Annotated in this window: 26 protein-coding genes; all 26 read right to left on the bottom strand. The window is 47.2% G+C overall.

Translation table 11 applies throughout. From position 1 onward, the window contains the following. Positions 1 to 46: 46 nt before the first annotated feature. Positions 47 to 1,042 carry a glycosyltransferase family 2 protein gene (locus LDN04_RS11960; RefSeq protein ID WP_223910714.1) on the bottom strand — a complete coding sequence of 332 codons (996 nt, stop codon included), beginning with the start codon at positions 1,040 to 1,042 and terminating at the stop codon, positions 47 to 49. Between the two features lie 35 nt (positions 1,043 to 1,077). Beyond that, the gene (locus tag LDN04_RS11955) at positions 1,078 to 2,193 is read right to left on the bottom strand and encodes a glycoside hydrolase family 99-like domain-containing protein (protein ID WP_223910711.1); all 1,116 of its coding nucleotides are present in this window, start codon (positions 2,191 to 2,193) and stop codon (positions 1,078 to 1,080) included. A gap of 349 nt (positions 2,194 to 2,542) precedes the next feature. After that, entirely contained in the window at positions 2,543 to 3,757 is a 1,215-nt protein-coding gene (locus LDN04_RS11945; RefSeq protein WP_223910708.1) for a glycosyltransferase family 4 protein, read from the bottom strand. 13 nt (positions 3,758 to 3,770) lie between these two features. Continuing rightward, positions 3,771 to 4,556, bottom strand: coding sequence for a CatB-related O-acetyltransferase (locus LDN04_RS11940; RefSeq protein ID WP_223910705.1), 786 nt, complete (start codon positions 4,554 to 4,556; stop codon positions 3,771 to 3,773). Further along, positions 4,543 to 6,174: a hypothetical protein gene (locus LDN04_RS11935; protein WP_223910702.1), complete on the bottom strand. Its 1,632-nt coding sequence runs from the start codon at positions 6,172 to 6,174 to the stop codon at positions 4,543 to 4,545. Before LDN04_RS11935 ends, LDN04_RS11940 begins: the two co-directional genes overlap by 14 nt. Before the next feature lie 31 nt (positions 6,175 to 6,205). Continuing rightward, the gene (locus LDN04_RS11930) at positions 6,206 to 6,997 is read right to left on the bottom strand and encodes an SDR family oxidoreductase (protein WP_223910699.1); all 792 of its coding nucleotides are present in this window, start codon (positions 6,995 to 6,997) and stop codon (positions 6,206 to 6,208) included. Positions 6,998 to 7,010: 13 nt separating this feature from the next. Further along, the gene (locus LDN04_RS11925) at positions 7,011 to 8,303 is read right to left on the bottom strand and encodes a glutamate-1-semialdehyde 2,1-aminomutase (RefSeq protein ID WP_223910696.1); all 1,293 of its coding nucleotides are present in this window, start codon (positions 8,301 to 8,303) and stop codon (positions 7,011 to 7,013) included. Beyond that, positions 8,303 to 9,022, bottom strand: a complete 720-nt coding sequence (locus LDN04_RS11920) for a cytidylyltransferase domain-containing protein (RefSeq protein ID WP_223910693.1) — start codon at positions 9,020 to 9,022, stop codon at positions 8,303 to 8,305. The genes LDN04_RS11925 and LDN04_RS11920 overlap by 1 nt, the downstream gene beginning before the upstream one ends. 85 nt (positions 9,023 to 9,107) lie before the next feature. Further along, positions 9,108 to 9,866 carry a class I SAM-dependent methyltransferase gene (locus tag LDN04_RS11915; protein WP_223910690.1) on the bottom strand — a complete coding sequence of 253 codons (759 nt, stop codon included), beginning with the start codon at positions 9,864 to 9,866 and terminating at the stop codon, positions 9,108 to 9,110. A gap of 35 nt (positions 9,867 to 9,901) precedes the next feature. Further along, on the bottom strand, positions 9,902 to 11,374 hold the full coding sequence (locus tag LDN04_RS11910; protein ID WP_223910686.1) for an aminotransferase class I/II-fold pyridoxal phosphate-dependent enzyme: 1,473 nt from the start codon (positions 11,372 to 11,374) through the stop codon (positions 9,902 to 9,904). A gap of 44 nt (positions 11,375 to 11,418) precedes the next feature. After that, complete coding sequence (locus tag LDN04_RS11905) at positions 11,419 to 12,288, bottom strand: sugar phosphate isomerase/epimerase (RefSeq protein WP_223910683.1); 870 nt, start codon at positions 12,286 to 12,288, stop codon at positions 11,419 to 11,421. After that, positions 12,288 to 12,755 carry a GNAT family N-acetyltransferase gene (locus LDN04_RS11900; RefSeq protein WP_223910680.1) on the bottom strand — a complete coding sequence of 156 codons (468 nt, stop codon included), beginning with the start codon at positions 12,753 to 12,755 and terminating at the stop codon, positions 12,288 to 12,290. Before LDN04_RS11900 ends, LDN04_RS11905 begins: the two co-directional genes overlap by 1 nt. Then, positions 12,752 to 13,810: an N-acetylneuraminate synthase gene (gene neuB, locus LDN04_RS11895; protein WP_223910677.1), complete on the bottom strand. Its 1,059-nt coding sequence runs from the start codon at positions 13,808 to 13,810 to the stop codon at positions 12,752 to 12,754. The genes LDN04_RS11900 and neuB overlap by 4 nt, the downstream gene beginning before the upstream one ends. An 87-nt stretch (positions 13,811 to 13,897) precedes the next feature. Continuing rightward, positions 13,898 to 15,115: an ABC transporter ATP-binding protein gene (locus tag LDN04_RS11890; protein ID WP_223910674.1), complete on the bottom strand. Its 1,218-nt coding sequence runs from the start codon at positions 15,113 to 15,115 to the stop codon at positions 13,898 to 13,900. Continuing rightward, positions 15,115 to 15,894: an ABC transporter permease gene (locus tag LDN04_RS11885; RefSeq protein ID WP_223910671.1), complete on the bottom strand. Its 780-nt coding sequence runs from the start codon at positions 15,892 to 15,894 to the stop codon at positions 15,115 to 15,117. The genes LDN04_RS11890 and LDN04_RS11885 overlap by 1 nt, the downstream gene beginning before the upstream one ends. A 68-nt stretch (positions 15,895 to 15,962) precedes the next feature. Further along, the gene (locus LDN04_RS11880) at positions 15,963 to 16,718 is read right to left on the bottom strand and encodes a glycosyltransferase family 2 protein (protein ID WP_223910668.1); all 756 of its coding nucleotides are present in this window, start codon (positions 16,716 to 16,718) and stop codon (positions 15,963 to 15,965) included. 1 nt (position 16,719) lies between these two features. Further along, positions 16,720 to 17,547 (bottom strand): alpha-1,2-fucosyltransferase, encoded by an 828-nt coding sequence (locus LDN04_RS11875; RefSeq protein WP_223910665.1) that lies wholly within the window; start codon positions 17,545 to 17,547, stop codon positions 16,720 to 16,722. Next, complete coding sequence (locus tag LDN04_RS11870; protein WP_223910662.1) at positions 17,544 to 18,299, bottom strand: glycosyltransferase family 2 protein; 756 nt, start codon at positions 18,297 to 18,299, stop codon at positions 17,544 to 17,546. Before LDN04_RS11870 ends, LDN04_RS11875 begins: the two co-directional genes overlap by 4 nt. Next, the gene (locus LDN04_RS11865) at positions 18,296 to 19,276 is read right to left on the bottom strand and encodes a glycosyltransferase family 2 protein (protein ID WP_223910659.1); all 981 of its coding nucleotides are present in this window, start codon (positions 19,274 to 19,276) and stop codon (positions 18,296 to 18,298) included. Before LDN04_RS11865 ends, LDN04_RS11870 begins: the two co-directional genes overlap by 4 nt. Continuing rightward, the gene (locus LDN04_RS11860) at positions 19,273 to 20,115 is read right to left on the bottom strand and encodes a decaprenyl-phosphate phosphoribosyltransferase (RefSeq protein WP_223910656.1); all 843 of its coding nucleotides are present in this window, start codon (positions 20,113 to 20,115) and stop codon (positions 19,273 to 19,275) included. The genes LDN04_RS11865 and LDN04_RS11860 overlap by 4 nt, the downstream gene beginning before the upstream one ends. Continuing rightward, a complete protein-coding gene (locus LDN04_RS11855) occupies positions 20,112 to 21,830 on the bottom strand; it encodes a glycosyltransferase family 39 protein (protein WP_223910652.1) in 1,719 nt (572 codons plus the stop codon). Before LDN04_RS11855 ends, LDN04_RS11860 begins: the two co-directional genes overlap by 4 nt. After that, positions 21,811 to 22,677, bottom strand: a complete 867-nt coding sequence (locus LDN04_RS11850) for an ABC transporter ATP-binding protein (protein ID WP_223910649.1) — start codon at positions 22,675 to 22,677, stop codon at positions 21,811 to 21,813. Before LDN04_RS11850 ends, LDN04_RS11855 begins: the two co-directional genes overlap by 20 nt. Before the next feature lie 9 nt (positions 22,678 to 22,686). Further along, positions 22,687 to 23,469, bottom strand: a complete 783-nt coding sequence (locus LDN04_RS11845) for a hypothetical protein (protein ID WP_276572188.1) — start codon at positions 23,467 to 23,469, stop codon at positions 22,687 to 22,689. Between the two features lie 80 nt (positions 23,470 to 23,549). Beyond that, the gene (locus LDN04_RS11840; protein WP_223910644.1) at positions 23,550 to 24,344 is read right to left on the bottom strand and encodes an ABC transporter permease; all 795 of its coding nucleotides are present in this window, start codon (positions 24,342 to 24,344) and stop codon (positions 23,550 to 23,552) included. Between the two features lie 99 nt (positions 24,345 to 24,443). Next, positions 24,444 to 24,815 (bottom strand): hypothetical protein, encoded by a 372-nt coding sequence (locus tag LDN04_RS11835; RefSeq protein WP_223910641.1) that lies wholly within the window; start codon positions 24,813 to 24,815, stop codon positions 24,444 to 24,446. 49 nt (positions 24,816 to 24,864) lie between these two features. Next, entirely contained in the window at positions 24,865 to 25,089 is a 225-nt protein-coding gene (locus LDN04_RS16895) for a type IV pilin protein (RefSeq protein WP_276572187.1), read from the bottom strand. Between the last annotated feature and the right edge of the window lie 53 nt (positions 25,090 to 25,142).

Genomic DNA, 25,142 nt, shown 5'->3' with positions numbered 1-25,142 from the left:
ATGGCTTATCATGATATCTCAAATTCTGGCCGAAGTTGTGCCATTATCAATAAATCCCTTTTCGAGTCCATCGGGACAAAAATTGTCGGTCCCAAAAAACAATTCGTCGCTTACGCAACGCTCGCAGATCACACAAAAACAGTTTGATTAGCTCGCCCAAAAGAGATTTTCCATACACTTCATGCAATCGAAAAGCACTTTTCCATATTCCTTTAGAGCAGAAAAAAACTTGCAATAATTCAGTTTGATTATAAAGCCACTTCCTCCCCAAGTTTAGTTCTATGGGCACTTCGACTTCGTACCTCGGTCGCAATCGAAAATACTGACTAATCCATTCGATATATTGAATTGCTGCCTCAAACTTCTCGTATCGGTCTTGGTCATGCATTGCGCTTATATTCTGACCTGAGAAGCGCCATTTTACTTTAGGACCAAAGATTGTTCTGATCCCAGGCTCACCCGCCAATTTGATCCATGTCGCATCATCAGAGCACCAGGCACGAGGGAATGATTGAATTCCTCCCACTCTCTCCAACGCGTTTCGAGCAAACAAATATTCCGGCGCATAGCTTGGTAGCACGGAGCAGAACCGTCTCATGGCAAAGTCATTAGCTGATAATACCGCCGGAAACCCGGTAGGTTCTAAAATCAAGGCACCAACTGAATCAATGACGTCTACGTTAAAATGAAAGATATCATGTAGGCTACCCGATATGTTCAGTTCTCGATAGAACATTTCCACGCATCCGGGGTCCATTATATCATCGTCACCAAATAACCAGATCCAAGGCTCAACACTGAGGGCGATGCACCTCTCCCATTGCGCAACAAGATTCTGGTTTCCAAGGTTTTGGCTGAAACGATGATATCGCAGGTCGATGAATTCCCGCCAGGGCTCGCAGATAGACCACACATCATGTGGTGAAGCGTCGTCTCCGATATAGACGGTAAAATCTTTGCACGTTTGTGCGGCAATCGAACGGAGCGTTTCGTCAAGAAAAGCAGCTTTATAGGCCGGGATGACTATTGCAAGGCGACGCATAGGCTCGATGGATTCACCTACCAGATGAGCAGGTCTCACGTGCATTCCAATTCCGTGGAGTTCACCGACGCCCGGATCGCGTCTCTGTTTGCTTCAAGATACGCAAGCCCCCAGCGCTGATCGGGCTCCAAGTGGTTTCCCTCGGCCCACTCGTTCCAAGCATTCACGAAAACGAGTTTCTCGTCGTCAGGGCGTGTGGCGAGACGTTCGGCAATCAGTGTGTCCTGCAACCACCTGCCATAGGCCTGTGGCGTGCTATTGAGAATAATCGTCGCATCCTTCTTGCGACGGGCAGAATTATCGAAACCTGGTGTCACGCAACGGTAGCGACGATATCCAACTTCTGATTTGGACCGCATGCCTCGCACCAAATTGTCGTACTCCGCAAAGTTATGCTCTAAGAAACCCTTTGGGAAAAGTGCAGCCATACTCAGCAGTCGCTTTAGACGTCCGAATTGCAGATGACTAACCTGTTGCCAATCGGGTGCAAACTCGACCGCCGCATCAAAACCGATAGATGCCGGATCAATGTCCGAGCGGAACGACTCCACACGCGCGAGGAAGATATCGCCGATGCCTGCCTTCACCGCCGCCGCCCGCCAGATATCAGCTGTACATGCCGGATTCGGTAAAAGTTCTGTGCGGTAAACAAGGAACAGCGGCCGATTACCCACACGAATGTAGCGTCGATCGGCGAAGATTGGGAGCAGATGCTCAATATGTGCGCGGTCGTCCTCTTCTGAGTAGCGCTGCTCCAGTAATATCTGGCCTGAACGACCATCCCAAGCACGCGTCCAGTTTTCGTTGGCCCAGCATAGACAGAACGGAAAGTCCGGGCTCCCGGAAGCAACGACCTCATCCATCGGAAGATTGAGCACTCTTTTACCGTTAAACCAGTAATGATAGTAGCAAAAACCTGTAACACCGTAATCGGCGGCCATGTGAGCCTGTGCAGAGCGAGACTCAGAAAGTCGCAGGTCATAAAAACCTAGATCAGCCGGCAGATGTGGTTGATAGTGTCCTGGAACTAAGGGTCGCGCACTGGTCACATTGGTCCAATCAGTAAAACCCTTGCCCCACCATTCATCGTTTTCTGGGATTGGGTGGTATTGGGGGAGGTAAAAGGCTATGAGGCGTGGCAAATTAGACATAAAAACCTTTTCGCCAGAGTCGTTCTTGCTGCGTACAATGGAGCATTGCGTTAAAAAGCTTACCAACTGCCGATATAAGATGGATAAAATACAGGATCATAAGTTACTGAGCCTTCAAGAGTTTCTCCAGCGGGATAAGTGCTTATCCATCCCCTTTCAGCGCTTCATCGGCCATGGCTCGTATGGCTCGCAGAGGATGATTCTTGAGAACAAACAATTCAGGGGGCCAGTCACTTACGAAAAAAGAACTTTCTTAGCTATCGTATCCACGCATTTTGATTTCGGAACATTGTGTACATAAATATATAATAATCGAATAAAAACAACTAGTTGTTTTTTCAACAACCTGCTAATGAGGCATTGTAGCTACACTTTCAAGTATTTTTTCTATGGATTTCACATAATTTACTTCGGAGAAATGCTCCTGCATCCTCTTGTATCCAGCCAATCCCATGGCTGATCGCTGTTGATCATTATTAAGAAGAAGCATTACGTGCTCCGCCAAGGCTTCAGGATCACTGATCGGCACTAGGTAGCCAGTTTCACCATTAACAATTATTTCCTCAGGCCCACCACACCTAGTAGACACAACGGGTTTCTTGAGCGCCATCCCTTCGACAACCACCCTTCCGAACCCTTCCTGGTCGGAAGCAATAACTATCACATCTATTTCCGAGAGGATTCTCGCCACATCATCCCTCCAACCGAGAAAAAGGATCTTTTCCGGGATGGCGCAACCTTCTGCGAGGGACTTAAGTTTTCTTGTGCAGTCATCATATCCGAGGCCAACGATCAAGTAATAGACGTCATCAAGGCACGAACTAATAATTTCTGACGCCTGGATGAAGACATCATGACGTTTACATGGATCAAGAGCACCAATGGATACAATTAATCGACAATTGTCAGGTAAGCCCAACTCTTTGCGCAGACTCATCGACTTTGCATTTTTACTGATAAGTTCAGACGAATCTATACCATTGTATACTACAACTGCTTCTGACTCCTTCCCAAAATAGTGTTGTCCCAACCACTGTGAATTGACGATGACTTTACTGGAAAGCGACCTTATTATGTAAGGAAGTACAATAGGAGGTAGATAAGATGACACCTGTTTACTGTTATTAACCCCTTCCCTCAAGTGCCAGATATGTTTAACTCTCAAAAGCTTGGCTGCGATAGCGGCATCAGCATTAACAACGGTATTGCTATAGACTATATCTACTTTGAGACGAGAGAGTAATGATGTCAACCGATATATCCGTATCGGCAATGAAATCAGGAATGCGAAAAATCCCTGGCCACTCTTTTCTGTAACGAGAGGAATCCAACGAGACATATGTACTACATGGCATGGGATACCTGCTTTTTGGACGATATCAAGAAAAGGGCCATGATACGGGGCTATTACGACTGGCTCGAACTTGTTTCTGTCTATATTGAGCAAGAGGGACAGAAGAGACCGCTGGGCACCAAATAATGAACAGTCATGGGCAATAAAGGCGATTCTGATTATTTGACTCAGAACTTTAGTGCATGTTTTTTCGCCGTGTGAATTTAACATATTTATTAAGTAGTTATGCTTTTACAACATGGACTTTATCTAGAGTCATTGTGCCGTCAAAGAACTCACGGTTACGGCGGATTTTTTCATCATCCCAGAGCCACCATTCCAGTTGAAGCAATGCCGTAATGAGTTCGGGATCAAAACGGTACCTGATTACTTTTGCCGGAGTACCGCCCGCGATAGCATAAGGAGGTATATCACGGGTTACCGTGGAATTGGCTGCAATGACAGCCCCACTGCCGATTGCCACTCCAGAAAGGATTACGACCTGCGCCCCGATCCAGACATCGTTACCAATCGTGATTGGACCTCGTGATTCGATATCGTTATCTTCGGAGCCATTCCAGAAGCATTCCTGTCTGTCAGCGGCTTCGATTAAATTGCGAAAAATGTAGTACGAGGTACACCTGTCTGTTTTATGGTTGAACTCCTGAATGGTGCAACTGCGGGCAATGGAGCAAAAACTGCCAATGGTCACGCCATGGATCTTTGCGACTATGTCACTGTTTGGACCGTTAAAGGATGTATAGCGGCCTATCTGTACCTTTCCCGATATAAAACTTTCAACCACGGCGGAATGGTCGCCGACCTCGACATGCCCCGTTAGGGATGAATTTCCGATATAGGAAAAGGCGCCAACTACGGTAGTGCTGTCAAGCTTAGAATTGATAATGTTGGCGGTCTGGTGAAGCAATGGATTGCTCGGTAAGGATGATTGCGCCATTTTAGATGGCTGCAGATCCGCTCCATAAACCATCCGGAATAATTTATACATCCCGTTCTTAAATAGACTCAATTCCCCCTCCATAACTCACGCCGGCTTTGGACAACAAGCTTTTGAGCCCTGCTTCTGCAACTTCAGGTAACGCAAAATAATCTGACGCGGCAGTACGGCACATCTCGGGGGGTATCTTCTCGCAACACCTGATTGCCGACAGGAATTCTTCGGTAGTTTCAACATGAATAACAACCCCGAGATCAATAAGATCCTTATAGAATGCGGCGCCTGTCCTTGTTATCGTGACGGTAGGCAGCCCGAATCCGAGGGCTTCCAGAGTGGTGGTTGAGTGGGTAGTAACATGGACACTGCTTGCCAATATCAAGGGATACAAAAGTACTGAACTGGCTTGTTCATAATCATAGTTGCTCGCCTTGATCTGTTGTAGCCGAGCCATGATGCTTTCTTTTTCATGCAGTGGTGTGGCTGGATGAAAGCGGAGAAGCCAGAACCATTCTGCAGGACCTTGAGCAATCGCCTCAACAAAGAAGTCATTGCCTTCACCAAAGTCATTCAACGCGATAAGGATAATTTTGTCATAACCTGACATTTTGTTGCGAAGATCTTCCCATCCCTTGCCCTTTAAAGAAATCGTCGCTGAACGTCCCTTGTTGAACCAGAGATTTCCACCGATGATTGTTGCTGCCTGCCTCTCAAACGCAGGATTGTTCTCCACCAGTTCCCGGGATTGAGTCTTCCCCCAGGTCAGGAATATATCAGGCACGACCTCATAACCGATTGCTGGGTATTTCACCCAACCGGAGTAGGCAAAATGCCCGCAACTTTGTACACCATGCTGCAGGTCGACACTGACAATACCAAGACGGCGCGCAGCCAGCGTTGCAGCCATCACCGTCAGGTTGTACCAGCAGACAGAGATCATCATTTTCGCACCAGTCTGCTTCAGCCAGCGTTCAAAAACCAGACTCTGTTGTTGCAGGCATCTGATCTGCCCGCATATTTCAGCCCATGAGCGCGTACGTCCGCCCAGCATGGCCGTAGTGAACAATGCGACATCACGGTACCAATCCGGTTCATCAGGGAGCGGGACATCCGGCATTTCCTCGACTTCTTTTGCAAGCAAGCGGGTTACCCATGCGGATCGTGTACACCGTGGCCAGCGCTCTTCATCGACCTCCCAGACCAGTGTTGACACCCCCTGATCGTGGAAAAACTCAACCAACGGGTCGGAGTATATTTCGTAGAGGCCGCTCTCTGTCTGTTGACGTCGCCCGGACAGAGTCAGGATTACCACGTCCCTTCCGGCTGCAGTATGAACGTCGTTATGTTCCTGATCGGCAGCCAGCAAACGCTCCCATTCCTGCTCACGAGGCCGATCTTCTTTACTTGTGTCCACTGCTACTGCCTGCCGCTTGTGACCAATTGCCCAGATTCGACGCACCACCCTAGGCAATAGAGGCACTCGCATTAAGAGATCTTTTATGCCACTTGCGGTATCATTGGTTGGTTGCGAAACAATGGGGGCTATGGGGTGAGCCGCTGATTTTAAAGCTGCGTAATGGGTCTGAACTCGGATAAGTGGCCATACGTGCCAATCATAGCAGCGATAAGTCTCGACAGGATGGTCCGATTCGAATGTCGTTATTAACTGAGCTAATTCTTCTCTTGTAGCCATTAAGTTCTCGAAAATAATTATTTATTGGACATTAAATGATTGTCCAACCGCCATCCACCACTAGGTTGTGTCCCGTGATATAGCCGGCGGAATCAGATGCAAGAAAAGCCACAGCAGCAGCAACATCTTCCGGCTTTCCCATTCGCCGCATTGGAGGCTTCTTACTATATTCAGTTACGAAAGATACATCTTGGCCATTAAATACTCCGCCCGGGGAGACAGCGTTTACCCGAACTCCGTAAGGCCCGTAGTACGCAGCCAGGTATCTGGTAAAGCTCAGTATCCCGCCCTTTATTGCTGCATATGCTGCTGGCATTGTCATTTCCGTGCCTTCATAGATGGAAAAATCCGGGCCTACCATTCCATATATGGACCCCATATTTATGATTGAGCCATGTCCTTCATTTTTCATCACTTCGGCAATCTTCTGACAACATAAACAGTAGCCATTCATGTGTTTGTCTACGTTGCATCTCCAGGATGCCGCAGGAATTTTCTCAAACACAAGCCCCCAGTCATCGGTTCTGGGGTATGCGTTATTCACCCAGATATCGGGGAAATGCCCTGTATTTGCCAATGTATCGATTGAAGCCAAAATTGAATCTTCAGAAGCAATATCTAGTTTCAGAGCACTGATTTTCGGGTCGTTGTCAAACTCTCGCAACATGGCATCGGCAATTATCTGCGCCGCAGCCAAATCAAGGTCCGCAATAATTACATCAGCCCCAAGAGAGACCAGCGCTTTAATAATGGCTCTACCGAGAAGACCTGCGCCACCGGTAACTACTGCAACTTTCTGTTGCAATGAAAATATATTTTGCATGCAAGACTCCGGTTCAATTGTATTTTCGGAAAACCGGTTTAATAATTTCCCCTTTCAAATAGCCGGATATTCCTTCCTCCAAAGCACGTTTATAAACTGTAAGGCTTCTTTCAAGAGCTATCCTGGTCAACTCCAGTTCTTTGTCACCATGCCGGTAACTCAACGCAACCCAAGGGATCATGACGCCATTGCTGATCATCTCTTGGGCAAAAAGCGTTCTCATTGCCATTGATATCTTCCCATCCCGATCAAAGGTTTGATAATAGGGAGAACAGGGAACTCCCAACGCCTGGAAATACTTTTCAATCCCGAGGGATTGTGCTGTCTGGTTTATAAGATTAATCAGCTTTTTCCCGTACTCCCACAGTTGTTCAATCACATTGTATTTTTTTAGAAATGCCACTGAAGCCACAAAGGCCCCCATTCCTGCCATCTCAGCGCCATGGGTGGTTGACAGCAAAAAAAGGCGTTCACGCCCTTCCAACTCTATCGAACCAAGCTCCATTATCTCACGTCTGCCGGCTATTGCCGCTACCGAGAACCCGTTTGCCATAGCCTTGCCGAAGGTGCATAGATCCGGTTCAATGCCGTAATAGTGCTGAGCGCCTTTTATATGCCAGCGAAAACCGGTGATCATTTCATCAAGTATGAATACAATACCGTTACGACGGCATAACTCTCTTGCATTTTTCAGGAAATCGTTCGTTGGATGTTCAATCGTTGCCGGTTCCATGATGACGCAGGCTATCTGGTTGGGATGTTCTGCTATCATATTTTCCAGGCTGGCGAGGTCGTTGTAATGGAACTTCAGGGTTTTTGTTATGGTGTCTTCAGGAATGCCTCTTGTAATATCAGTTGATCCTATAAACCAGTCATCATATGAAAAGAACGGGTGTTCCGCACATCTGGCTACAAGTTCACGACCGGTATAAGCCCGCGCCAGCTTTACTGCTGCGGTTGTAGCTGTCGAACCGTTTTTGGTGAACTTTACCATATCAACAGAATCGATCAGCTCTATCAACAGCTCCGCAGCCTCAAGTTCAATAATAGATGCCCGTGTGAGATTATTTCCTTTTTCAATCTGTTCAAATGCAGCTCTGTTTATTTCATCCTCTGCGTAACCTATTGAGACCGACCGCAACCCCATACCGTAATCAAGGAACTTGCGGCCATCTGGAGAAAACACATAGGCACCCTTTGCACTTTCTAGGATTTGAGGGGCATTGGACGGGAACTGATCAAAACCTCTCGAATAGGTATGAGCGCCACCTGGAATGGCCTTCAGCAGTCTTTCCTGGTAGGTCATTATGATATCCCCTTGTATTTCTTCATCAAGGCCTCAACCATTATGAAATCATCCATGTCGTCGATTTCCAATGATTTCCATTTTGGTACGACATAGCCAGATGTTCTCTGATGGTAGAAGGTCCCCTGTTCAAGAAGTTCAGGAACTTTCGATACATAGATAGAGCCTTCAAGAAAAAACAATTCCTCTATATCCTGCCGGCGCAAGTATTTCAGTTCATAGTGAAATCCTGAAATAAGCTCGTTCTGTTTGTCCATCCTGATCATGAATGCAGGATGGCAACTTTCCACTCGCGCAATACTAACGATCGAGTCAGCTGATGGATTGTTTTCAATCTTCTCAAGTGCTTTTTCAATATCAGAGATTTCGCGTAAAGGCGATGTCGGTTCCAGCAGTACTAAATAATCAAACACCTCTTGCCTGGAATATTGATAATATTCCAAAGCATGCTGTAAGACAGCAAAAGTCGTAGCCGTGTCAGTCGCAAGATACTCCGGGCGTTTGAATGGTACTTCTGCCCCATATGATCTGGCGATGTTTGCAATTTCATCGCTATCTGTGCTTACAACAAGCCTATCAATGTATCGGCTCTCTCTGCCGGCCTCAATGCTCCAGGCAATCAGGGGCTTTCCGCAAAGTTCTTTGATGTTTTTCCCTGGCAGACCTTTACTTCCACCTCTTGCTGGAATTACGGCGAGAACTCGTTTGCGGTTAATCATCCGTAGAAACCCTCATTCATAAATATTTTCTGTATCCGAGAAAGGTCAATTCTTCTGCCACTACTTTGGGTATTCTTTGAAACGATTATACGTATTTTTCAGCCGCAACAAAATGCCATGGCATAAGCAGTGGGCCAGAGATTTGTAATCTAGTTCCGTCTGCAATATTTTCAGTATAAGTTCCCCGGCCCTTCGATATTGGTTTTTCCAGGTCAATATCAATATGGAAAGGAATGGACGCAACGTTTGAATATCCCAAAGAGTTAAGAAAGCTTTGCACTACAGGTAATGAGTATATGTTGTAAAATGATTTCATCGATACTTCAAGATTCTCATCATAATCAGAAACTTCAATGGCACATGACAATGGACCATCATAAAATAAAGATGACAAACAAATCCATCTTGATTGAATAGCAGATAATGCTTTTAATGGTTCTGCATAGTCTGGTAGCCAACTTAAGGTTTGAAGCGATATACATCCATCAAAAGCATTTATCAAATGCGGTCCCATTGCATACCAATCACCAGTTTCAAGATGACAATTTGAAATATTATTTTGTTTTAGGAAGTTATTCCCGCATTCGACAAGATCTTTATTTATGTCAATTCCAGTAAACTCAATATTAGTAAATCTGCTGGCCATGTAGTATAAGTTTGCACCTTGGCCACACCCCAAATCCAGTATTCTCAACTGATCATATTTATTCAAATATCCGAGTTCTTCAAGCCAATTTACGAAATGAATCGTACTGCGATAAGGTGAAGCGAACTGTCGTTCGTGATAGTTCTTGTCAATAGACGAGCTTAGCCACTCAGACGTTCTTTGTGTATTTTGCTTCATTTTCAGGTCCTTTTACAGCGTCAAGCTTGTTCAGGCTACCTTGCTTTCAATGTGTTGATAATATTTGTGCTGTTTGTAATAGAGATGATGTCAGCGCATACCTTATCAACATCCTCCAGTTTAATATTGTTGGAAGTAGGTAAGCTAAGACCTGAAGAAGCCAGCCAATCGGAGTTGGGAAACGTCCGATTGGCTTCATAGCTGAACGGGGGTTGAGAGTGCAGCGGGTAGAAAAACGGACGGGTATCAATTCCCTGCCCTGCTAGCTGAGCCATTAGGATATCACGTCCAATTCCTGACTCATTTTCATCTACAATTATAGAATACAGCCAGAAAATGTTTTTTGCCCATTTTTCACGTGGCGGCAGGATTATCCCTTTGATGTTTTTCAGTTGTCTGTCATATCTAGCAACAATCTCTTCCCGGTATTCCAGAAATTCGTTTATTCTTTCCATCTGTGCTAGGCCAATGGCAGCCTGAAGGTTGGTAAGCCGGTAATTGAAACCGGCTACTTGATGCCAGTAACGTTTCTCACGAGTCATGCCATGGTCGCGCAACAGTTGCATTTTTCGGTGCAGATCGAGGCTGCTGGTCGTTACCATGCCACCTTCGCCGGTGGTGATAACCTTATTAGCAAAAAAACTGAAGGCGCCGATATCACCGATGGTTCCAACCTTGCGTCCTTTATATTCAGCTCCCAGAGCCTCAGCGCAGTCCTCAATCACATACAGGTTGTGTTTCCTGGCAATCACCATGATCGGATCCATATCGCACGGATGCCCATAGAGGTGAACCGGTACAATGGCCTTTGTTTTTGGAGTAATACGATCTTCGATTGCGGCAGGGTCTATTGTCCATGTCGTGCGGTCAACATCAACAAATACAGGCTTTGCTCCGCATAGAACAGCCATGCTGGCAGGAGCCACAAAAGTCAGATCAGGCACGATGATCTCATCATCGCAACCTAGCTCGAGTGCAGCCATTGCCAGATGGAGCGCGGCTGTACCGTTTGAAACACAAAGGGCGTGAGCGACAGAATGATACTCCGCAAATGCATCCTGAAACCGCTCGACATATTTCCCCTGTGACGATATCCAGTTGGTGGCAAGGCAGTCAAGAACGTATTCGGTCTCTTTACCCTTCAACACCGGTTCCATAACCGGAAGTCGCCAAAAGTCTGTCCAGAGAACAACATCTACAACATGTCCTTCATTGTTGAGTACGGGCACGTTGCGAATAACTTCATTTATAAGAGCAAGGTTTTCAGTCCTATTGCTGTTTACAGAACCTGCAACGAAATTGCGGTTCATGTGTCTCTCTGCCGAATCGGTTATTTGTGCGCCATTCAGCAGCGCCCGCCTTATATCGCCGTCAGTGAGAATACCTCGCATGACCTGGTTGTCATCTGCAATGAACACCACTCCCCGTGCGTTTTTGTCCAGAGTTGCCAATACGTCTTTTAGGGTTGCAGAAATGTTGACGAGAATATTGCTTAAGTCTTTCGGCATGGAGAGTGCTCCGTTACTCCGTTATGACATGAGGTTATCAATAATCAAACTTTCAATTCTTCAATCAATTTTACCTGTTGCAACATTTCATCCTGTAAGAGTTTGTTCACTTCGATTACCATTGGTATTGCCGCCAGTTCTTTGAGATAAGGTGCAAACCAGCTCTCTGATCTGATCGGCGAATTCGTGTCGCACTGACCATTATTGTCGCTGAGATGGAGGCATCTGATGAAGGGTCGCAGTTCCTCAATATAGAGTTCTGGAGGGATTCCGAACGTTGCGGCGCTAACGTTAGCATGCCCGGTATCCAGAAGCAATCCGACTGCAGGATTATTGATGTCTAAAAAGAACCTGGCTAATTCATCAATGTCCGCAAGCAGGAGAGGAAATGTGCCATCATCGCTGATGTTTTCGACCGACACCACATTGTTTTCCACCAATAAGTCCACATCACTGTCTATTGCGTATAATGCCAGATTATTGATTGTTTTTACATATATTTCATAGGCTTTTCCCCTTGGCACGGATTGCCTTTCTGCAAGCTGTCTCTGGGCTGCATGATTTCCAAGGTCTTCTGGGCGAAGGTTCAGCGCAAAGCCTGAATGCACACTATAGAAAGGGGCGCCAAGCCTGGCGCAGAGATCAATCGCATTCTTGCACAGCTTGACGCTCTGCTGGTGAATGACTGGATCGGTGGAGGCAAGGTTTAGAACAAAGGGGATAGCTGGAGGGGGAAAATAGTTGTGCACAAGAAAGTCTAGCTGTTTTCCAGCATTACAGACAGTTTCTAGCGATGATGGAGAGAAGGGAAGGGCCGAACTCAATTCAAGGTTAAATCCATGTTCAAGGCTTGAAGCAATTATTTCGTCCAAGTCAGTGGTTTTGAAGCAGCCTGTTGACAGATAGCATGGCATCAGTCCCTTCTCCAGGATTTTTCCATGATCGTATGCCCTGTTCGATGGCATATTCCTAGCGCAGAAAATCCAGCCTTTTCGTATGTCTGTCTTGCATAGTGGTTGTCCGGATGCACCTTTAGCATCATGGTTTCTATGCTGTTGACTCTGCACCAGCACATGCAGTAATCAAGTGCAAAGCCTGAGAGCCCTTTTCTTGAATAAGCTTGTGCGATATATACACCAAAAGATGGCCTTTGATAACCCTCGTCAAAACCGCGCATCATAAAAAAACCGGCAAGATTGCCTCCGTACCATATACCCCAGTAGCGGTCTTCACGCACTGTACCCAGACGGACCTCAAGGCTATTGAAATCAGCGGGAAATGGGATGAAATACTGCCGGTACACATTATCGTCAGTCGTGAGAAGTTTTGAGAGTGCAGGTGCATCAGATGGTACCAGCCTATTTATCTGTATGTCTTTCATTTGCGCTCGCCACAAACAGACCAATGGATCAGTTCATCAGGCTGAATATCCTTTGTTGCTATACACCCGATTACTTCCGACATCAAGCCAGGTCTGATTCCGGTTCCTGGGCGCTTACAAGTGAGCATATCCTCTTGAATCATTTCTCCAGTTTTTATCAGTCGGGTAGCAACCAGACTACGCCTCATTCCACGGGCATTTAAAATTTCTGCTTCGCAAGGCTCTTTATTCCCTGAGCCAAGAGTAAGTTCTGCTTCGCGGATTGCCCGGCATAATCGCGCAAACTCTTCCGGCGTGGCAGAGGCGGCATGATCTGGCCCAGCCAGATTTTTCCCCAAAGTCAGGTGCTTCTCGATTACCTTTGCCCCTAGCCCTATTGCCACCAGGCAAGCGGTGTCAGACTGGGTATGGTCGGAATACCCCATAACCGTGCCGAAAGCAGCGGCCATGGTCTGGATTGTGCGGAGATTGGCATCCTCAAGGCGGGAAGGATAGTCGGTCGTACATTGTAGGAGAACCATCCTGCCATTGCCAGCAGCACGGATAGTCCGCACAGCATCATCCACCTCGGCAAGTGTTGCCATGCCGGTTGAAAGAAAAATTGGCTTGCCGGTCGCGGCAACTGCTCGAAGAAAGAGCGGTTCAACAATCTGGCCTGATGCAATTTTGTAGGAGGATACCCCGAGTTTTTCCAGTAACTTTATGTCCGTCATGCTATAAGGTGTGGAGAGAAATTCAATATCAATTTTTCGGCAATAATTGATCAGTTCAAGATGCGCATCAAAATCAAGCTCCAGTTTTTTCAGCATTTGGAGTTGTGATTCGCTCCTATCGGTGACCTTAAGCTGATAAGTGGCTTTTGGCGCAGATGCAGTAACAATGTCTTCTGTCTTGAAGGTCTGGAACTTCACGCAATCTGCGCCTGCCGCTTTTGCCGCATCAACCAGCTTTTTTGCGAGGTTAAGATCGCCGTTATGGTTTACCCCTGCTTCAGCAATGATATAAACAGGACGGTGCATATCATTATTTATTTGTGACAGACTGTGATAAACCATGAATGACAGCTCCTCACCTATATAGACTTACATGCACTCAAATTCATGATGCTGCCAAGTTAAATTCAGTGCGAAATTAGCCGTAGTTCACGCTTCTTCAGTTATCAGCTCATATTTCGTTGAATCAGCCAGATAGGGTATATGTGAATTAGAAAAATATTTGCTCTGCACTTCGAACGAACCAGCCCGATTTGAGTAAATAAGTGGCCCGATCGTAGCCCTGTGAGCCAGCCACAAACTCCAATAATACCTGTCAGCATTCAACAAAAGTGGATGTATTGAAAAACAAAACCGTGACTTCCCTTTTGGAATATTGATCACGTTGTCAGAGTTCATTGAGTTCCAGTTCAGGCACTGCACGTTTAGACTATTTCTGCAATCAAATGAGACAACAACATCCTGGAGAGGTTCTGACGTTTCAAGGTGTATTTCAACGTCCAGGCGACCACGATAATCGACCTTCGGATTGCAGATGACAACCTCAGCAGAGATAAGCGGCGGATGGATCTGGAATATTCTGCCGACTGCGTCCTCTTCCGTAGTGTCAGGCAAGTTAAGTTTGTAGTATGCGTTTATTGCCTCCGTAACATTTTGAAACTTCTCGCCTTCGCCGCCTTTCATGACGATTGCATTCGTGCAGACCGCCGCAATATCATTCATGCTGTGTGAGACAAGGATAACAGCACAGTTTGAGATAAGATTGTGAATGCGGCGGTAACTTTTAAACCGGAACGAGAAGTCTCCAACAGCAAGCACTTCATCCAGCAACAAAATGTCCGGATCCAACGCCGTGGCGACCGCAAATCCAAGCCGAATATTCATCCCCGAACTGTAGTTCTGTACCGGCGCATCGATAAAATCACCTAACTCGGAAAAATCAATGATTTCATCTATCCTCTCATCAATCTCTTTTTTGGTGAGCCCCAAGACTGAGGCATTGATGTAAATATTCTCGCGCCCCGTCAGGATAGGGTTAAAGCCTGCTCCCAGAGAGATCATTGCTCCCACTCGACCCCGCATCTCTACCCGCCCCTGGTCCGGCTTTATGAGGCCGTTGAGTATCCGCAGAAGCGTCGACTTGCCGGCGCCGTTAAGTCCGATGAGCCCCAGGCATTCGCCGCGCTTCAGCTCAAAACTCACGTCTTTCACAGCCCAGAACTCGTCCGAACGCAATTCGCCATTGCCGCCATGTCGCCTGCCCAGCAGTTCGCTGCCCAGGTCTAGCATGCCGTACCACAGGGATTTTTTCAGGCTGCGGCAGAATTTCTTGCTGACGTTGTCTACTGAGACCAAGACTTCAGACATCAGGAACTCATCCTCTCAATGATTATCGGCATTGCAAGCCGGTAGACAGCCCAGACCACCAACAGCAGAACCATTGCGGCAAGGTTGACCAACGCAAACGCGCCGAGGCAGTCAGGCGCAAAGCCGGTTAGCCAGTCACGAGAAGTCAGAATAAGCGGGGTCAGTGGATTGAGATTGAACAGGGTGGAGGCCAGGCCGGTCTTGGGCATTGGAAAAACCACCGGCGATATGTACATGAGAAACTGCAGCAGCAAAGGCAGGGCACGTCCCACGTCGGTGTAAAGCATACCCACAGGGGTGATCAGCAGTCCGAATGCAGTACCCACCAGCACCAGCGAGCAAAGGCCAAGGGGAAATAGAAGCAGCGCCCACCCAGGCTTGACCCCCAGGATGAACACCGCTCCCAGCAGCAACAGGATCTTGATAGCTGCGTTGAACAGGGTCTGGTAGATACCGGAGACGACCAAGGCCTCGCGGGGAAAGTTGAGCTTGGCAAGCATCCCCCGGGAGGCACTGACCTGCACCAGCGGAGCGTTGAGGGCATCCATGAAGACCGCCCAAAGCATGGTGCCGGTGAAGACGTAGACCGGGTATGGCAATGCCGTGTCAGTGACAGTGACAATGCCGCTGGCATTGAGAAAAACCCAGGCCAAGGTGTTGGCCAACGGCATGATGAAGGCCCAGAGGATGCCGAGGATAGTCTGACGGTACTGCGCCCTTATGTCGCGCACCGCCAGTCGCCAAGCAAGATCATGACTGCTTCGCAAATCTGAAAACATATCTCGCAGCATTCTTAAAGGGCTACAGACAGATGATTCCGGAGTATATATTTTTACTTGAAATTCGCTCATATCGATTTGACAGTTCGCCGTTTCTTTTTCAGCAAATTGACCAGGCTGCCAGGGGACTTCAAATAACAAGTGAAATGTCGGATTATCAACATCAGCAGCATTTGGCATTTTCTCCTGACCGTCATCGAGCGGTCACGTGAATGGTTGCGGATACGATATCTCAGTAATGCCTCAGGAATCCGCACTACAGAAATACCACTTTGGGTCATTGCAATCCAGAAATCCCAATCCTCCCAGCCATGCTCGAATGCACTGCAGTATCCTCCAACCTCTTGCCAATCACTTTTCCGAAAAAGCGACGAATTAAACAACAGATTTTCGCTAAGCAACCGGTCTCTGGAATAATCGGGTAGTTGCATGATTCCTGCAGTTCCATCAACAAGCAATGCGTCACAACATATAATACATCTGCCAGGAAACGAACTAATCATACTGAATGACTGTTCAAGGTAATTAGGCTCTATCATGTCATCGGCATCCAGTGGCAGAATATATTCGCCAATAGCCTCACGAATTCCCCGATTGCGGGCAGCAGCGACACCCCTGTTTGGTGTATGAATTATGTGTGTTTTTGGGCGAGTATAATTCTGCAGTTTTGAAACAGTGAAAGGATCATCCGACCCATCGTTAACAATTATTATCTCGAAGTCCTGAAATGTTTGTGCCAGAACTGATTCTACCGCCTCATCAATATAACGTCCATGATTGTAACATGGTATAACGACAGAAACGACTGGCACGTTACCGGACATATTATTCCATCACCTTAACAGCCCTATCAAAATCCTCAGGAGTCCTAATCCAGCACAGCGGAACACTGCCAAAATAGGATGCCCATCCTGAAAAAGAACTCTGAGGCCCATAAATTTCATCGCAACCGGCTAGTATATACAAATCCTCCACGGCACTGCCTGGTGCTTTTCTGTAATCAAACCCTGCAAACAGGTCCCAGTCTTGTTCTTCATTGCTCGAAATAACGAATCTGACACGGCGTCCTTTGTGCATATCGAGTAATCTGGACATGATGGAAACATACTCATGTGTATGGAAAAAATGCCTGCCATCATCCCATTCTCTATAGTCTCCTTGGCGTATATGTATGCCTACAAGAACATCACAAGCACAACGGGCCTGTTCCAGAAACAGCCGTACCTTATTAAGAATAGTATCAACAGGAGTAAAAAAGTTTTTAATCTGGTCGTCATGCTTCTTTAAAATCATGAAATCCGTTACAGGCCAGCCATTATAAGTTAATACATTATTGTGAGCGCAAGCATGAATGGTGTTTGAGTCCTTCAGATCAATGATTCCCGTGTTGTCAGGCTCCATAACGGATAACCACGAACTATTCTTATTACAAATACCGAATCGCACGAGAAACAGGAGAATTTTTCTAAAAACCACCGACATGACAAGCGGTAAGGTGATCATCCTGCCATTTGAACATACAAAGTATTTTCCATATTCGTCAAAAGCAAGGTTTAATATCTTGACTTTATATTCAAGAGCAAACGAGAGATACGTCCTTAGGTAGGCAAGTCGATTGCCGAGTTGACCATATGTTTGCCCCAGAATTATCATCTTACACTCAAGCGGTTGGGTAGAAACTTAAGGCCGAAATAGCAACGGTGCAGTATTCTTTGAACAGGTTTCCCCTGAAGATATCGGCAACGCACGCCAAACTCCTCCCTGAAAGCATCATCAACCTGCCGCACAGACAGACTGTCGTCGTGTATTCTGAAACAAGCCAATGTTCGATCCAGCAGGTACGGAGTCGATCGTGCACCGACCCGCAACCACAGATCATAATCCATGGCAAAACGGAGCGTCGTATCAAATCCTCCAACCGTTTTAAAGACACTCCGCCTTATGAATGTAGCCGGATGAAACAGGATGTTGCCCCGTAACAGTCTACGAAAAGACCAGCGCCGTACCGGCAACACCCTTATAATGCGGCCACCGCCATCAACGTGATGAATCCCACCCGAAAGCCATTCCGTCTCAGGGTTGTTCTCAAATGCTCTCACCACTCTGCCTAGCACCTCATTATCAGGATAATAGTCATCAGCATGCAAAAAACCAACCACTTCGCCGGTTGCCAATTCAAGTCCCTTGTTCATGGCATCACTTATGCCATTATCTGGTTCGCTGATCCAGTGCAAATTCTGATTCCTATTCGCCGCATCCCGAACAATCCCAAGTGTGTTGTCCGACGAACCTCCGTCAATTACTATATGTTCGACATCGTGCCACGTTTGGGCAGACACCGTTTCAAGCATCTGGCCTATGTGCCTCTCGGCATTGAGGCACACCGACACAATCGAAATTCTCATGGTCTTTTCTCCAGATCTGCCCCTCTTTGCAGCATCAGACCCAGGATCATAAAAGCACGTTCCCACCTCGCGCTGAGCAAACGGATCATACATTCACCAACAAGTACCAGATAGACCATCGGAAGCAATGCTGGGTAAAATCTCCTTGTGAATCGGATTCGGTTACGAATGTTGTAATAATCACAAACGGAACTTTTATTCAGGGGGTTGCTACACGTACCAATACTCCCGCCAACCTTGTGGTAAATAATACTTTGCGGAGCATAACCCAATCTGAACTGGTTCTTAGCGCGAAGAGCCCAGTCAGCCTCCTCGAAATAGAGAAAGTAGTCTTCGCTCATGTATCCAACCCGTTCTAAAAACTGCCGTGATACCAACATGGAGGCGCCTTCAACGTAGTTCATCCATGATTCAGCGCGTAGCTGATTGACTGTTCCGTCCCATCGTTTGAAAAAACGTCCGTAGTGCCAGGGCAATCCGATCCAACGGCAATAATAACCGCCACCCAGCGCCTGTATCCGTTCCCGGTCGTGATACAGACGGATGGTTGAACCACAAATACCAATGGATTCATCCCCACGCATACGGGACACCAAGTGCTCGAGAGCATCCGGTTCTACAATCGTATCGTTGTTAAGCAACCAGCAGTAGGCGGCATCATCTCGGGCCAGCGCATAACGCATTCCGACGTTGTTGCCAGCTGCAAAGCCAAGGTTTCTATTCGTAGCAATTAGTGTCAGTAAGGGATCAAGATGTGCAGTACCACCGACGTCAGTCAGAGGACACTGATATTCAGCATATGGCAGGTTGTTTCGCGTAGCCCAATTCTTTATCTGCCCTCGTGAATCATCACTGGAGGCATTATCGCAAATTATTATCCTGAAGTCAGAGTAGGTAAGACGCATTAAACTATTCATACATTCTAGCGTGTCACGCCAGCCATTCCAGTTGACCAGAATAATATAAACACGTTTCACAGATAGATGCTCCAAACAACCAAAGCTACCCATAATAGTCCCACAAGTAAAAGCAGACTGTCATTTAGTAATGCCTCAGTCGGATCGCCTCCCTTTCCTGAAGTTACGCGCAGAATAAAACGCAGCAATCCGAACAGACAAAGAGGTACAGAATAGAGCAGTTTGTGCTTATTCAATGTGTACATGGCGTAGGTCACCAAAACCACTGTGCCAGTCATATACATGGTTCCTGCAAGAAAACCTTCAGGATAGCGAGAAAGACTGGTGCGATGTTTACCGGCGTGAACCCCTAACGACAGGGACTCGCTCAGTCGTTTGCCTGTGCTTAAAAAAACTGATAACAGAAATACTGTAAGGAAGAGCCACGGGGAAATGGGTATCTGGAAGAGTTCGCCACCGGCTTGGAGACGGATCAAGAAGCCCGCCGAGATTCCGAAAAGATCAACAATAGGAATATGTTTCAAAAATAAAGAATACAAAACAGAAACAACTGCATACCCCGCCAAATACGGCAAAATTCTGTACGAAACCAGCCAGGCCAACAGTAGGCTGAGAACACATAACAAGATCGCACTTATGCATGCCGATTGAACGTTAATAACCCCGGATGGCACAGGGCGAAAACGCTTCCGGGGGTGATTAAGATCCCTTTCACGGTCAAGCAGGTCATTGAAAACATACCCTGCACTGGACATAAGGCAAAAAGCACAAAAAGTCGACAATCCTTTGCCCAGGACATCTGGCATCACAATCTGGCCTGCCAGCAACGGCGGGAAGAAGATCATCAGGTTCTTAAGCCACTGTACAGGCCGCAGCATAGTTAGGTATGCTGCCATCATTGTGCGGACTCCAACCGTTGAAGGTAAGTTTTAGCAGCTTGTTTGTAGTGTGCACCAAGCGGCGCATCACTATAAGCGCGGCGGAAATAAGTTGCAGCCCTGGATTCGTCTCCTACAATCACCGCCATCTGCCCGCTTCTATACAACCAGAAGGGATCGCATCTTTTATTGTACAGCACATCGAGAGTCTCCAGCAGGTCTGTTGCCATGAAAGATTTATCCTTGCCGGAAAGTTGGTTCATCCTTCTGCTATCTGCCCTATAGAGAATTTCAAGTGCGTCGGCGGATGCTTCTCTCTTGTCTTTGAACAGATGGAAAAACGTCTCCCTGACGCCCTCGTAGTTTTCCTGTGCCAGTAGAACAAGCATCATATTAGCCTTTATCAGCAGACGCATCGATTCTCTTTTATTCAAACGGTCCGCCATGGCAAATGCTTCTGATGCCTTCTCAAACTCGTGCTTGCGGAGAAACACACCTCCCAAGTCATTATACAGCGAGCCGAAACCGGGAGATTTTGCTATTGCATCCTGGTAAAATGCCTCCTTATCGTTCCAAAGCAGCGTGCGCTGCACGCTGACGACGGCATATCCACAGAGTATAAGCAGCAGGAGTATAATAACCCTATTTCCGTATTTTTTCACTCCTCTTGCGAGTATGCAAGCTAATCCTATAGCACAGAAGGCTGCGGGCAGGTACAGATAACGCTCGGCAACAGGAGTCCAAGCGATATGCCGGATAGCAAGCGCCAGAGGCGGTATGAGCATAATTGTTGCTGAAATGAACAGAGTAGCGGCTACGCGTTTACGGGCATACAACCACCATAATGCAGGGGCAAACAATGCCCCTCCCCAAAAATAAGCCGGATGAACTTCGGTGATAGCGAAGTTGAGTGGCACGGGAATAATCAATTTTGTCAGGTAAAAACCGAGGGCGGCAAGTAGATCCTTGCTAGCCCCCACAAAATTTAGGTCGGTAACTGCCATGAGTCTACTGAAACCGCTGGCATTCTTTTTTAAGGCTAAAACAACGATGAAAAGCAGTAAACAAGGCACAACTACAGCGGCGATTGAGGTGAGACGTTGTCGAAGCGTTGCTGAACCAGGCCAGGTAAAGGCGAAAACCATGGCGACGCCACAGAAAGCAAGGGCTGTTTCTTTTGTGAGCAGGGCGCTGCAGAACAGTATTACTGTTACTGCAAAATTTTGCCATGAGGGGCTTTCCAGCCAGCATAGCCAGAAATAAAAGGCAGAAAGAATACACAAAGCAAGCAGCAGGTCTGTTCTCCCCGCAATCCAGACAACAGGCTCAACATTGACGGGCAGCAACGCAAACCAGAGCGTAGCCAGGAAAGTGCTCCACGAATTTAACCCAGTATCCTTGCCCGCGATCTTTAAAATCAACAGATATACCAGCAGACAGTTGGCGCAATGCAGCAGGATATTTTCCAGATGCATAGCCTGCGAATTCATGTTCCAAAGCAGATTGTCAAGGTAGAAGGAAAGTTCAATGACCGGGCGGTAGTAATAGCTGTTATTGGTGGGGAGCAGGATTTGAATCAACGATGGGGAAGATGAATAAAAATCGATAATGCCAGAGTCATCAACCGGATGAATGCCGCTCGACAGGGCCGGATAATAGATGGCCAGGGATACGGCTACCAGCAGAACGGGACAAAGTAAACGCTGTATACGAGAATTATTGTTGAGCCACAACATCCAGGAAAAAGGCCTCAATATTCTTTCTGCGAGGTTCAATTCTCTCAATCGACGTTTGGTTATTGATAGATTGCTGGATAAATGATTGCAACGCATTCTTTTCTATAAAAAGTTCTTCAACCTGACCGTTGGCGGCAGTTGTGCGCACATCATAACCTTCAATCCCTTGTTGGAGAATATTATCAACCTTGTCGACAACCTGGAGCATCCCCCTATTGATGATAGCCACCCGATCGCAGACCTTCTCAACATCATCGGTAATATGGGTACTGAAGAAAACACATTTACCCCGCCTTTTCAGATCCAGGATGATATCCTTCACCAAAGCCCTGCCGATCGGGTCAAGACCGCTCATCGGCTCGTCTAGGATATAGACATCGGGGTCGTGAAGCAATACCTGGGCCAGTCCCAACCGTTGCACCATCCCTTTACTGTAACTGCGCAAAGGGCGCTTACGGGCATCCCACAACTCAAGCAACTTCAAACAATCAACGGTGCGCCGGGCCAGCAGTTCCTCTTGCATTTTAAATATCCGGCCTACAAACAAAAGGTATTCCTCGGCGCCCAGATAGTCATAAAAAGCTGGATTCTCAGGTAAATAGCCCACCTTGCGCCGATAGTTATCCCCGGTGACGGAATCACCCATAATGGTCGCAGTGCCTGATGTCGGCCTGATAAGCCCCAAGAGGCATTTTATTGTGGTAGATTTACCCGCGCCGTTTGGCCCTAGAAAACCAAAAACCTCACCCTGTTCAACCGACAGAGTCAGTTCTTTCAACGCATTAACCGTCAGATGCCTCTTGGTCTTGTAACTTTTGCTGAGCCCCTGAATATCAATCGCAAACATCTGCTGTCCTCACTTGTGTTGTGTTGCAAAGGCAAACTTGCTGGTGCTGACAACCTTGCCGCTTGATTCGAGATAGAATCTTCCACCATAGGGGTCAACGGGCACTGGGGACAACAGTCCCGATTGAATCAACTGTTCCAGAGAACGCGGCATCATCCCTTTAAGCTCCTTAAAACGGTCCCGGGCCTGCTCAATCCGGCGAACCTCGCGAAAAGCCGCCAACCTGATCCGGTATCCCTCCTTGAGAACCGCATTCTTCTCATTCTGTTCCATAGCTGCTAAATAGGAAATGGCCAGATCCGTCTGACCTGATTCCTGCATATAACGTCCGGCAAGCTGTATATGCAGGTTGTTGTTACTCAACAAACCCGCCTTTTGATAGTAACGCGCCGCATTAGAATAGTCTTTAAGAAAGTATGCATAGTTGAACCCGGCAAAAAAAGGGAGATACCAGTCCCAGGTGCGGTACTGCATGCCGTACTCAAGTAAATTATTGGCGACTTTGAATTGCTTGGCGTCCCATGTCAGAAATCCCTGTGCAAAATAGTAGGCATCCATGTTGTATGGGTCGAGTTTAACAGCACCATGCAACATGCGTGACATACCCATCAGGTCAATAGATTCACTGACTATCTTCCCAGCCTGAGCCTTGCCGAGTGTCCCTCCATAATACATCAACACCTTCATCACCAGTGCAGCCCCTGCAAGCTCTTGCTGGTCGGCACTGAGAGGTTTGATCAATTTTATGCTCGGAACAAACCCGAGTTTCTCCTCAATCGGCTTGTTGCGCATGTAAGAAGTAAAGGGGCCTATCAATATGCAGTACCCCAGCACCCCCGTTACCAGAAGGCAGACAGGAAAGGTTAGCCGTCTCATCCTATCTCTCTCCGGTTGAACAGGAGCGCCGAGCCACCTAGTAAGGCGACGGTATAGACAATGAAGTAAGCGCCCGTCAGCACAAGCCCCGCCGGATTTGGCGGAATGCTGTAAATGGCGTTCACCTTAAGATCGAATCCGGCCAAATTGGGCAGGATATAATAGACCAGAGAGGAAACGGTCTTTAAAAACGGCGAAACAGTTTGCGCCGAAATCGGTGAATGGACATACTCATATACCTGTTGGGTTATGCCGCTGGCAAGAAAGACACAGATTGTCCCGAAGATAGGCAGAAAAAATGAAGTGCTCACGGTTGAAAGCAGCATGGCAACGGCTATCAGCAAGATGTATTTGAGAGTGGCAAACACGATCGCCAGCACGTACCAACTCCAGATGATCGGCCTGTCGGAAGGGTAGATCCCCGATGCCAGCTTTATCATCACGCCCGCCACGACACCCAGAACGGTCGAGGTAAGGATCAAAAAGAGCGCCAAGCCGAAAAAACGCCCCAAGAGGTAGGAACTACGGCTGATGGGCAGACTGATGACACTCACCATGTATCGCCGTTCCATATCTTTCCAGAGCGAAGTGGCCCCGAGAAAAACTGCCAACAGCAAAAGGATGAACGAAATCAGCGACAATGAAAGTGTGATCGATAGTTCCGTTACCTGACGCATGGAAAGCGACGCCGCGGAGGGGATAAAAAGAAATAGGACACCCAGGGCCATGATTCCCTGAAACACTCGGTCACGGAAGATACCTTTCAAGGTAATCCGAATAATATCCATCATGCTAGTTTCCTCGATACATTCTCACTATCGGTACGTTGATATGCAAAAAAAACGGGGTGTCGAAACACCCCGCATTTAAACTAACTGCCTATAAAAAAATTACATCGCTGTCCATGAGTTGAAAGAAGAAACGTCAGGGCTGGACGGTGCTGTCAGGGCGGTTGCAAGACCGATTTCCGACTTGTAGATAGCTGTTGCATCATTAGAGGTGCCGTAAGCAGTATTGCCGCTGTTATGCTTAGTGTCAGCTGCATAGCCGGTATTTGAATAGTTAACACCAAATTTCACACCCTTGGATAATTTACCAATCATGGTGGAAGTGGTCGTACTTGCCGCGTCGCTGGAACTGATACCACCAAAAATCTGCAGGCCATCAGTTGTAGTGACCGAGCCGCTCGTTAATGCAGCAGCCATGGCAGTCCCTGCAAATGCGAGCGATAAAGAAGCTGTTATTGCGAGTATCCTTTTCATGTTTTCCTCCAGTTCTATGGTTTTCTGGTAAATTGATTGCTGAAAAAAATTAACGGGCATCCAAAGCTACCGGATAGGCCTGGCGATCAGACATATAGGCTTCCATACCGGTTTTCGAGTTTTTCAAGTCACTGTTGGCTGCGGCGTTGTAACCCTTCATACGATATGCAGAAAACTGCGGGATGGCAATAGCCGCCAGGATGCCGATGATCGCGACGACGATCAAGAGCTCGATGAGGGTGAAGCCTTGGGTGCTTCTCAACTTGTTTAACATGTTTTTTCTCCTTTCGGGGTGTAGTACAACGTGGTGTCGTACTGTGTGATCGC

The organism is Geobacter sp. AOG1, assembly GCF_019972315.1.
GTDB lineage: Bacteria > Desulfobacterota > Desulfuromonadia > Geobacterales > Geobacteraceae > Geomobilimonas.
This window is presented reverse-complemented; position numbering and strand designations above follow the sequence as displayed.

Excerpts from the sequence above, each read along its gene's own strand:
- LDN04_RS11960 (WP_223910714.1), bottom strand. The coding sequence starts at position 1,042 with ATGCGTCGCCTTGCAATAGTCATCCCGGCCTATAAAGCTGCTTTTCTT.
- LDN04_RS11955 (WP_223910711.1), bottom strand. The coding sequence starts at position 2,193 with ATGTCTAATTTGCCACGCCTCATAGCCTTTTACCTCCCCCAATACCAC.
- LDN04_RS11945 (WP_223910708.1), bottom strand. The coding sequence starts at position 3,757 with ATGTTAAATTCACACGGCGAAAAAACATGCACTAAAGTTCTGAGTCAA.
- LDN04_RS11935 (WP_223910702.1), bottom strand. The coding sequence starts at position 6,174 with ATGGCTACAAGAGAAGAATTAGCTCAGTTAATAACGACATTCGAATCG.
- LDN04_RS11930 (WP_223910699.1), bottom strand. The coding sequence starts at position 6,997 with ATGCAAAATATATTTTCATTGCAACAGAAAGTTGCAGTAGTTACCGGT.
- LDN04_RS11925 (WP_223910696.1), bottom strand. The coding sequence starts at position 8,303 with ATGACCTACCAGGAAAGACTGCTGAAGGCCATTCCAGGTGGCGCTCAT.
- LDN04_RS11920 (WP_223910693.1), bottom strand. The coding sequence starts at position 9,022 with ATGATTAACCGCAAACGAGTTCTCGCCGTAATTCCAGCAAGAGGTGGA.
- LDN04_RS11915 (WP_223910690.1), bottom strand. The coding sequence starts at position 9,866 with ATGAAGCAAAATACACAAAGAACGTCTGAGTGGCTAAGCTCGTCTATT.
- LDN04_RS11910 (WP_223910686.1), bottom strand. The coding sequence starts at position 11,374 with ATGCCGAAAGACTTAAGCAATATTCTCGTCAACATTTCTGCAACCCTA.
- LDN04_RS11905 (WP_223910683.1), bottom strand. The coding sequence starts at position 12,288 with ATGCCATGCTATCTGTCAACAGGCTGCTTCAAAACCACTGACTTGGAC.
- LDN04_RS11900 (WP_223910680.1), bottom strand. The coding sequence starts at position 12,755 with ATGAAAGACATACAGATAAATAGGCTGGTACCATCTGATGCACCTGCA.
- neuB (WP_223910677.1), bottom strand. The coding sequence starts at position 13,810 with ATGGTTTATCACAGTCTGTCACAAATAAATAATGATATGCACCGTCCT.
- LDN04_RS11890 (WP_223910674.1), bottom strand. The coding sequence starts at position 15,115 with ATGTCTGAAGTCTTGGTCTCAGTAGACAACGTCAGCAAGAAATTCTGC.
- LDN04_RS11885 (WP_223910671.1), bottom strand. The coding sequence starts at position 15,894 with ATGTTTTCAGATTTGCGAAGCAGTCATGATCTTGCTTGGCGACTGGCG.
- LDN04_RS11880 (WP_223910668.1), bottom strand. The coding sequence starts at position 16,718 with ATGTCCGGTAACGTGCCAGTCGTTTCTGTCGTTATACCATGTTACAAT.
- LDN04_RS11875 (WP_223910665.1), bottom strand. The coding sequence starts at position 17,547 with ATGATAATTCTGGGGCAAACATATGGTCAACTCGGCAATCGACTTGCC.
- LDN04_RS11870 (WP_223910662.1), bottom strand. The coding sequence starts at position 18,299 with ATGAGAATTTCGATTGTGTCGGTGTGCCTCAATGCCGAGAGGCACATA.
- LDN04_RS11860 (WP_223910656.1), bottom strand. The coding sequence starts at position 20,115 with ATGATGGCAGCATACCTAACTATGCTGCGGCCTGTACAGTGGCTTAAG.
- LDN04_RS11855 (WP_223910652.1), bottom strand. The coding sequence starts at position 21,830 with ATGTTGTGGCTCAACAATAATTCTCGTATACAGCGTTTACTTTGTCCC.
- LDN04_RS11850 (WP_223910649.1), bottom strand. The coding sequence starts at position 22,677 with ATGTTTGCGATTGATATTCAGGGGCTCAGCAAAAGTTACAAGACCAAG.
- LDN04_RS11845 (WP_276572188.1), bottom strand. The coding sequence starts at position 23,469 with ATGCGCAACAAGCCGATTGAGGAGAAACTCGGGTTTGTTCCGAGCATA.
- LDN04_RS11840 (WP_223910644.1), bottom strand. The coding sequence starts at position 24,344 with ATGATGGATATTATTCGGATTACCTTGAAAGGTATCTTCCGTGACCGA.
- LDN04_RS11835 (WP_223910641.1), bottom strand. The coding sequence starts at position 24,815 with ATGAAAAGGATACTCGCAATAACAGCTTCTTTATCGCTCGCATTTGCA.
- LDN04_RS16895 (WP_276572187.1), bottom strand. The coding sequence starts at position 25,089 with ATGTTAAACAAGTTGAGAAGCACCCAAGGCTTCACCCTCATCGAGCTC.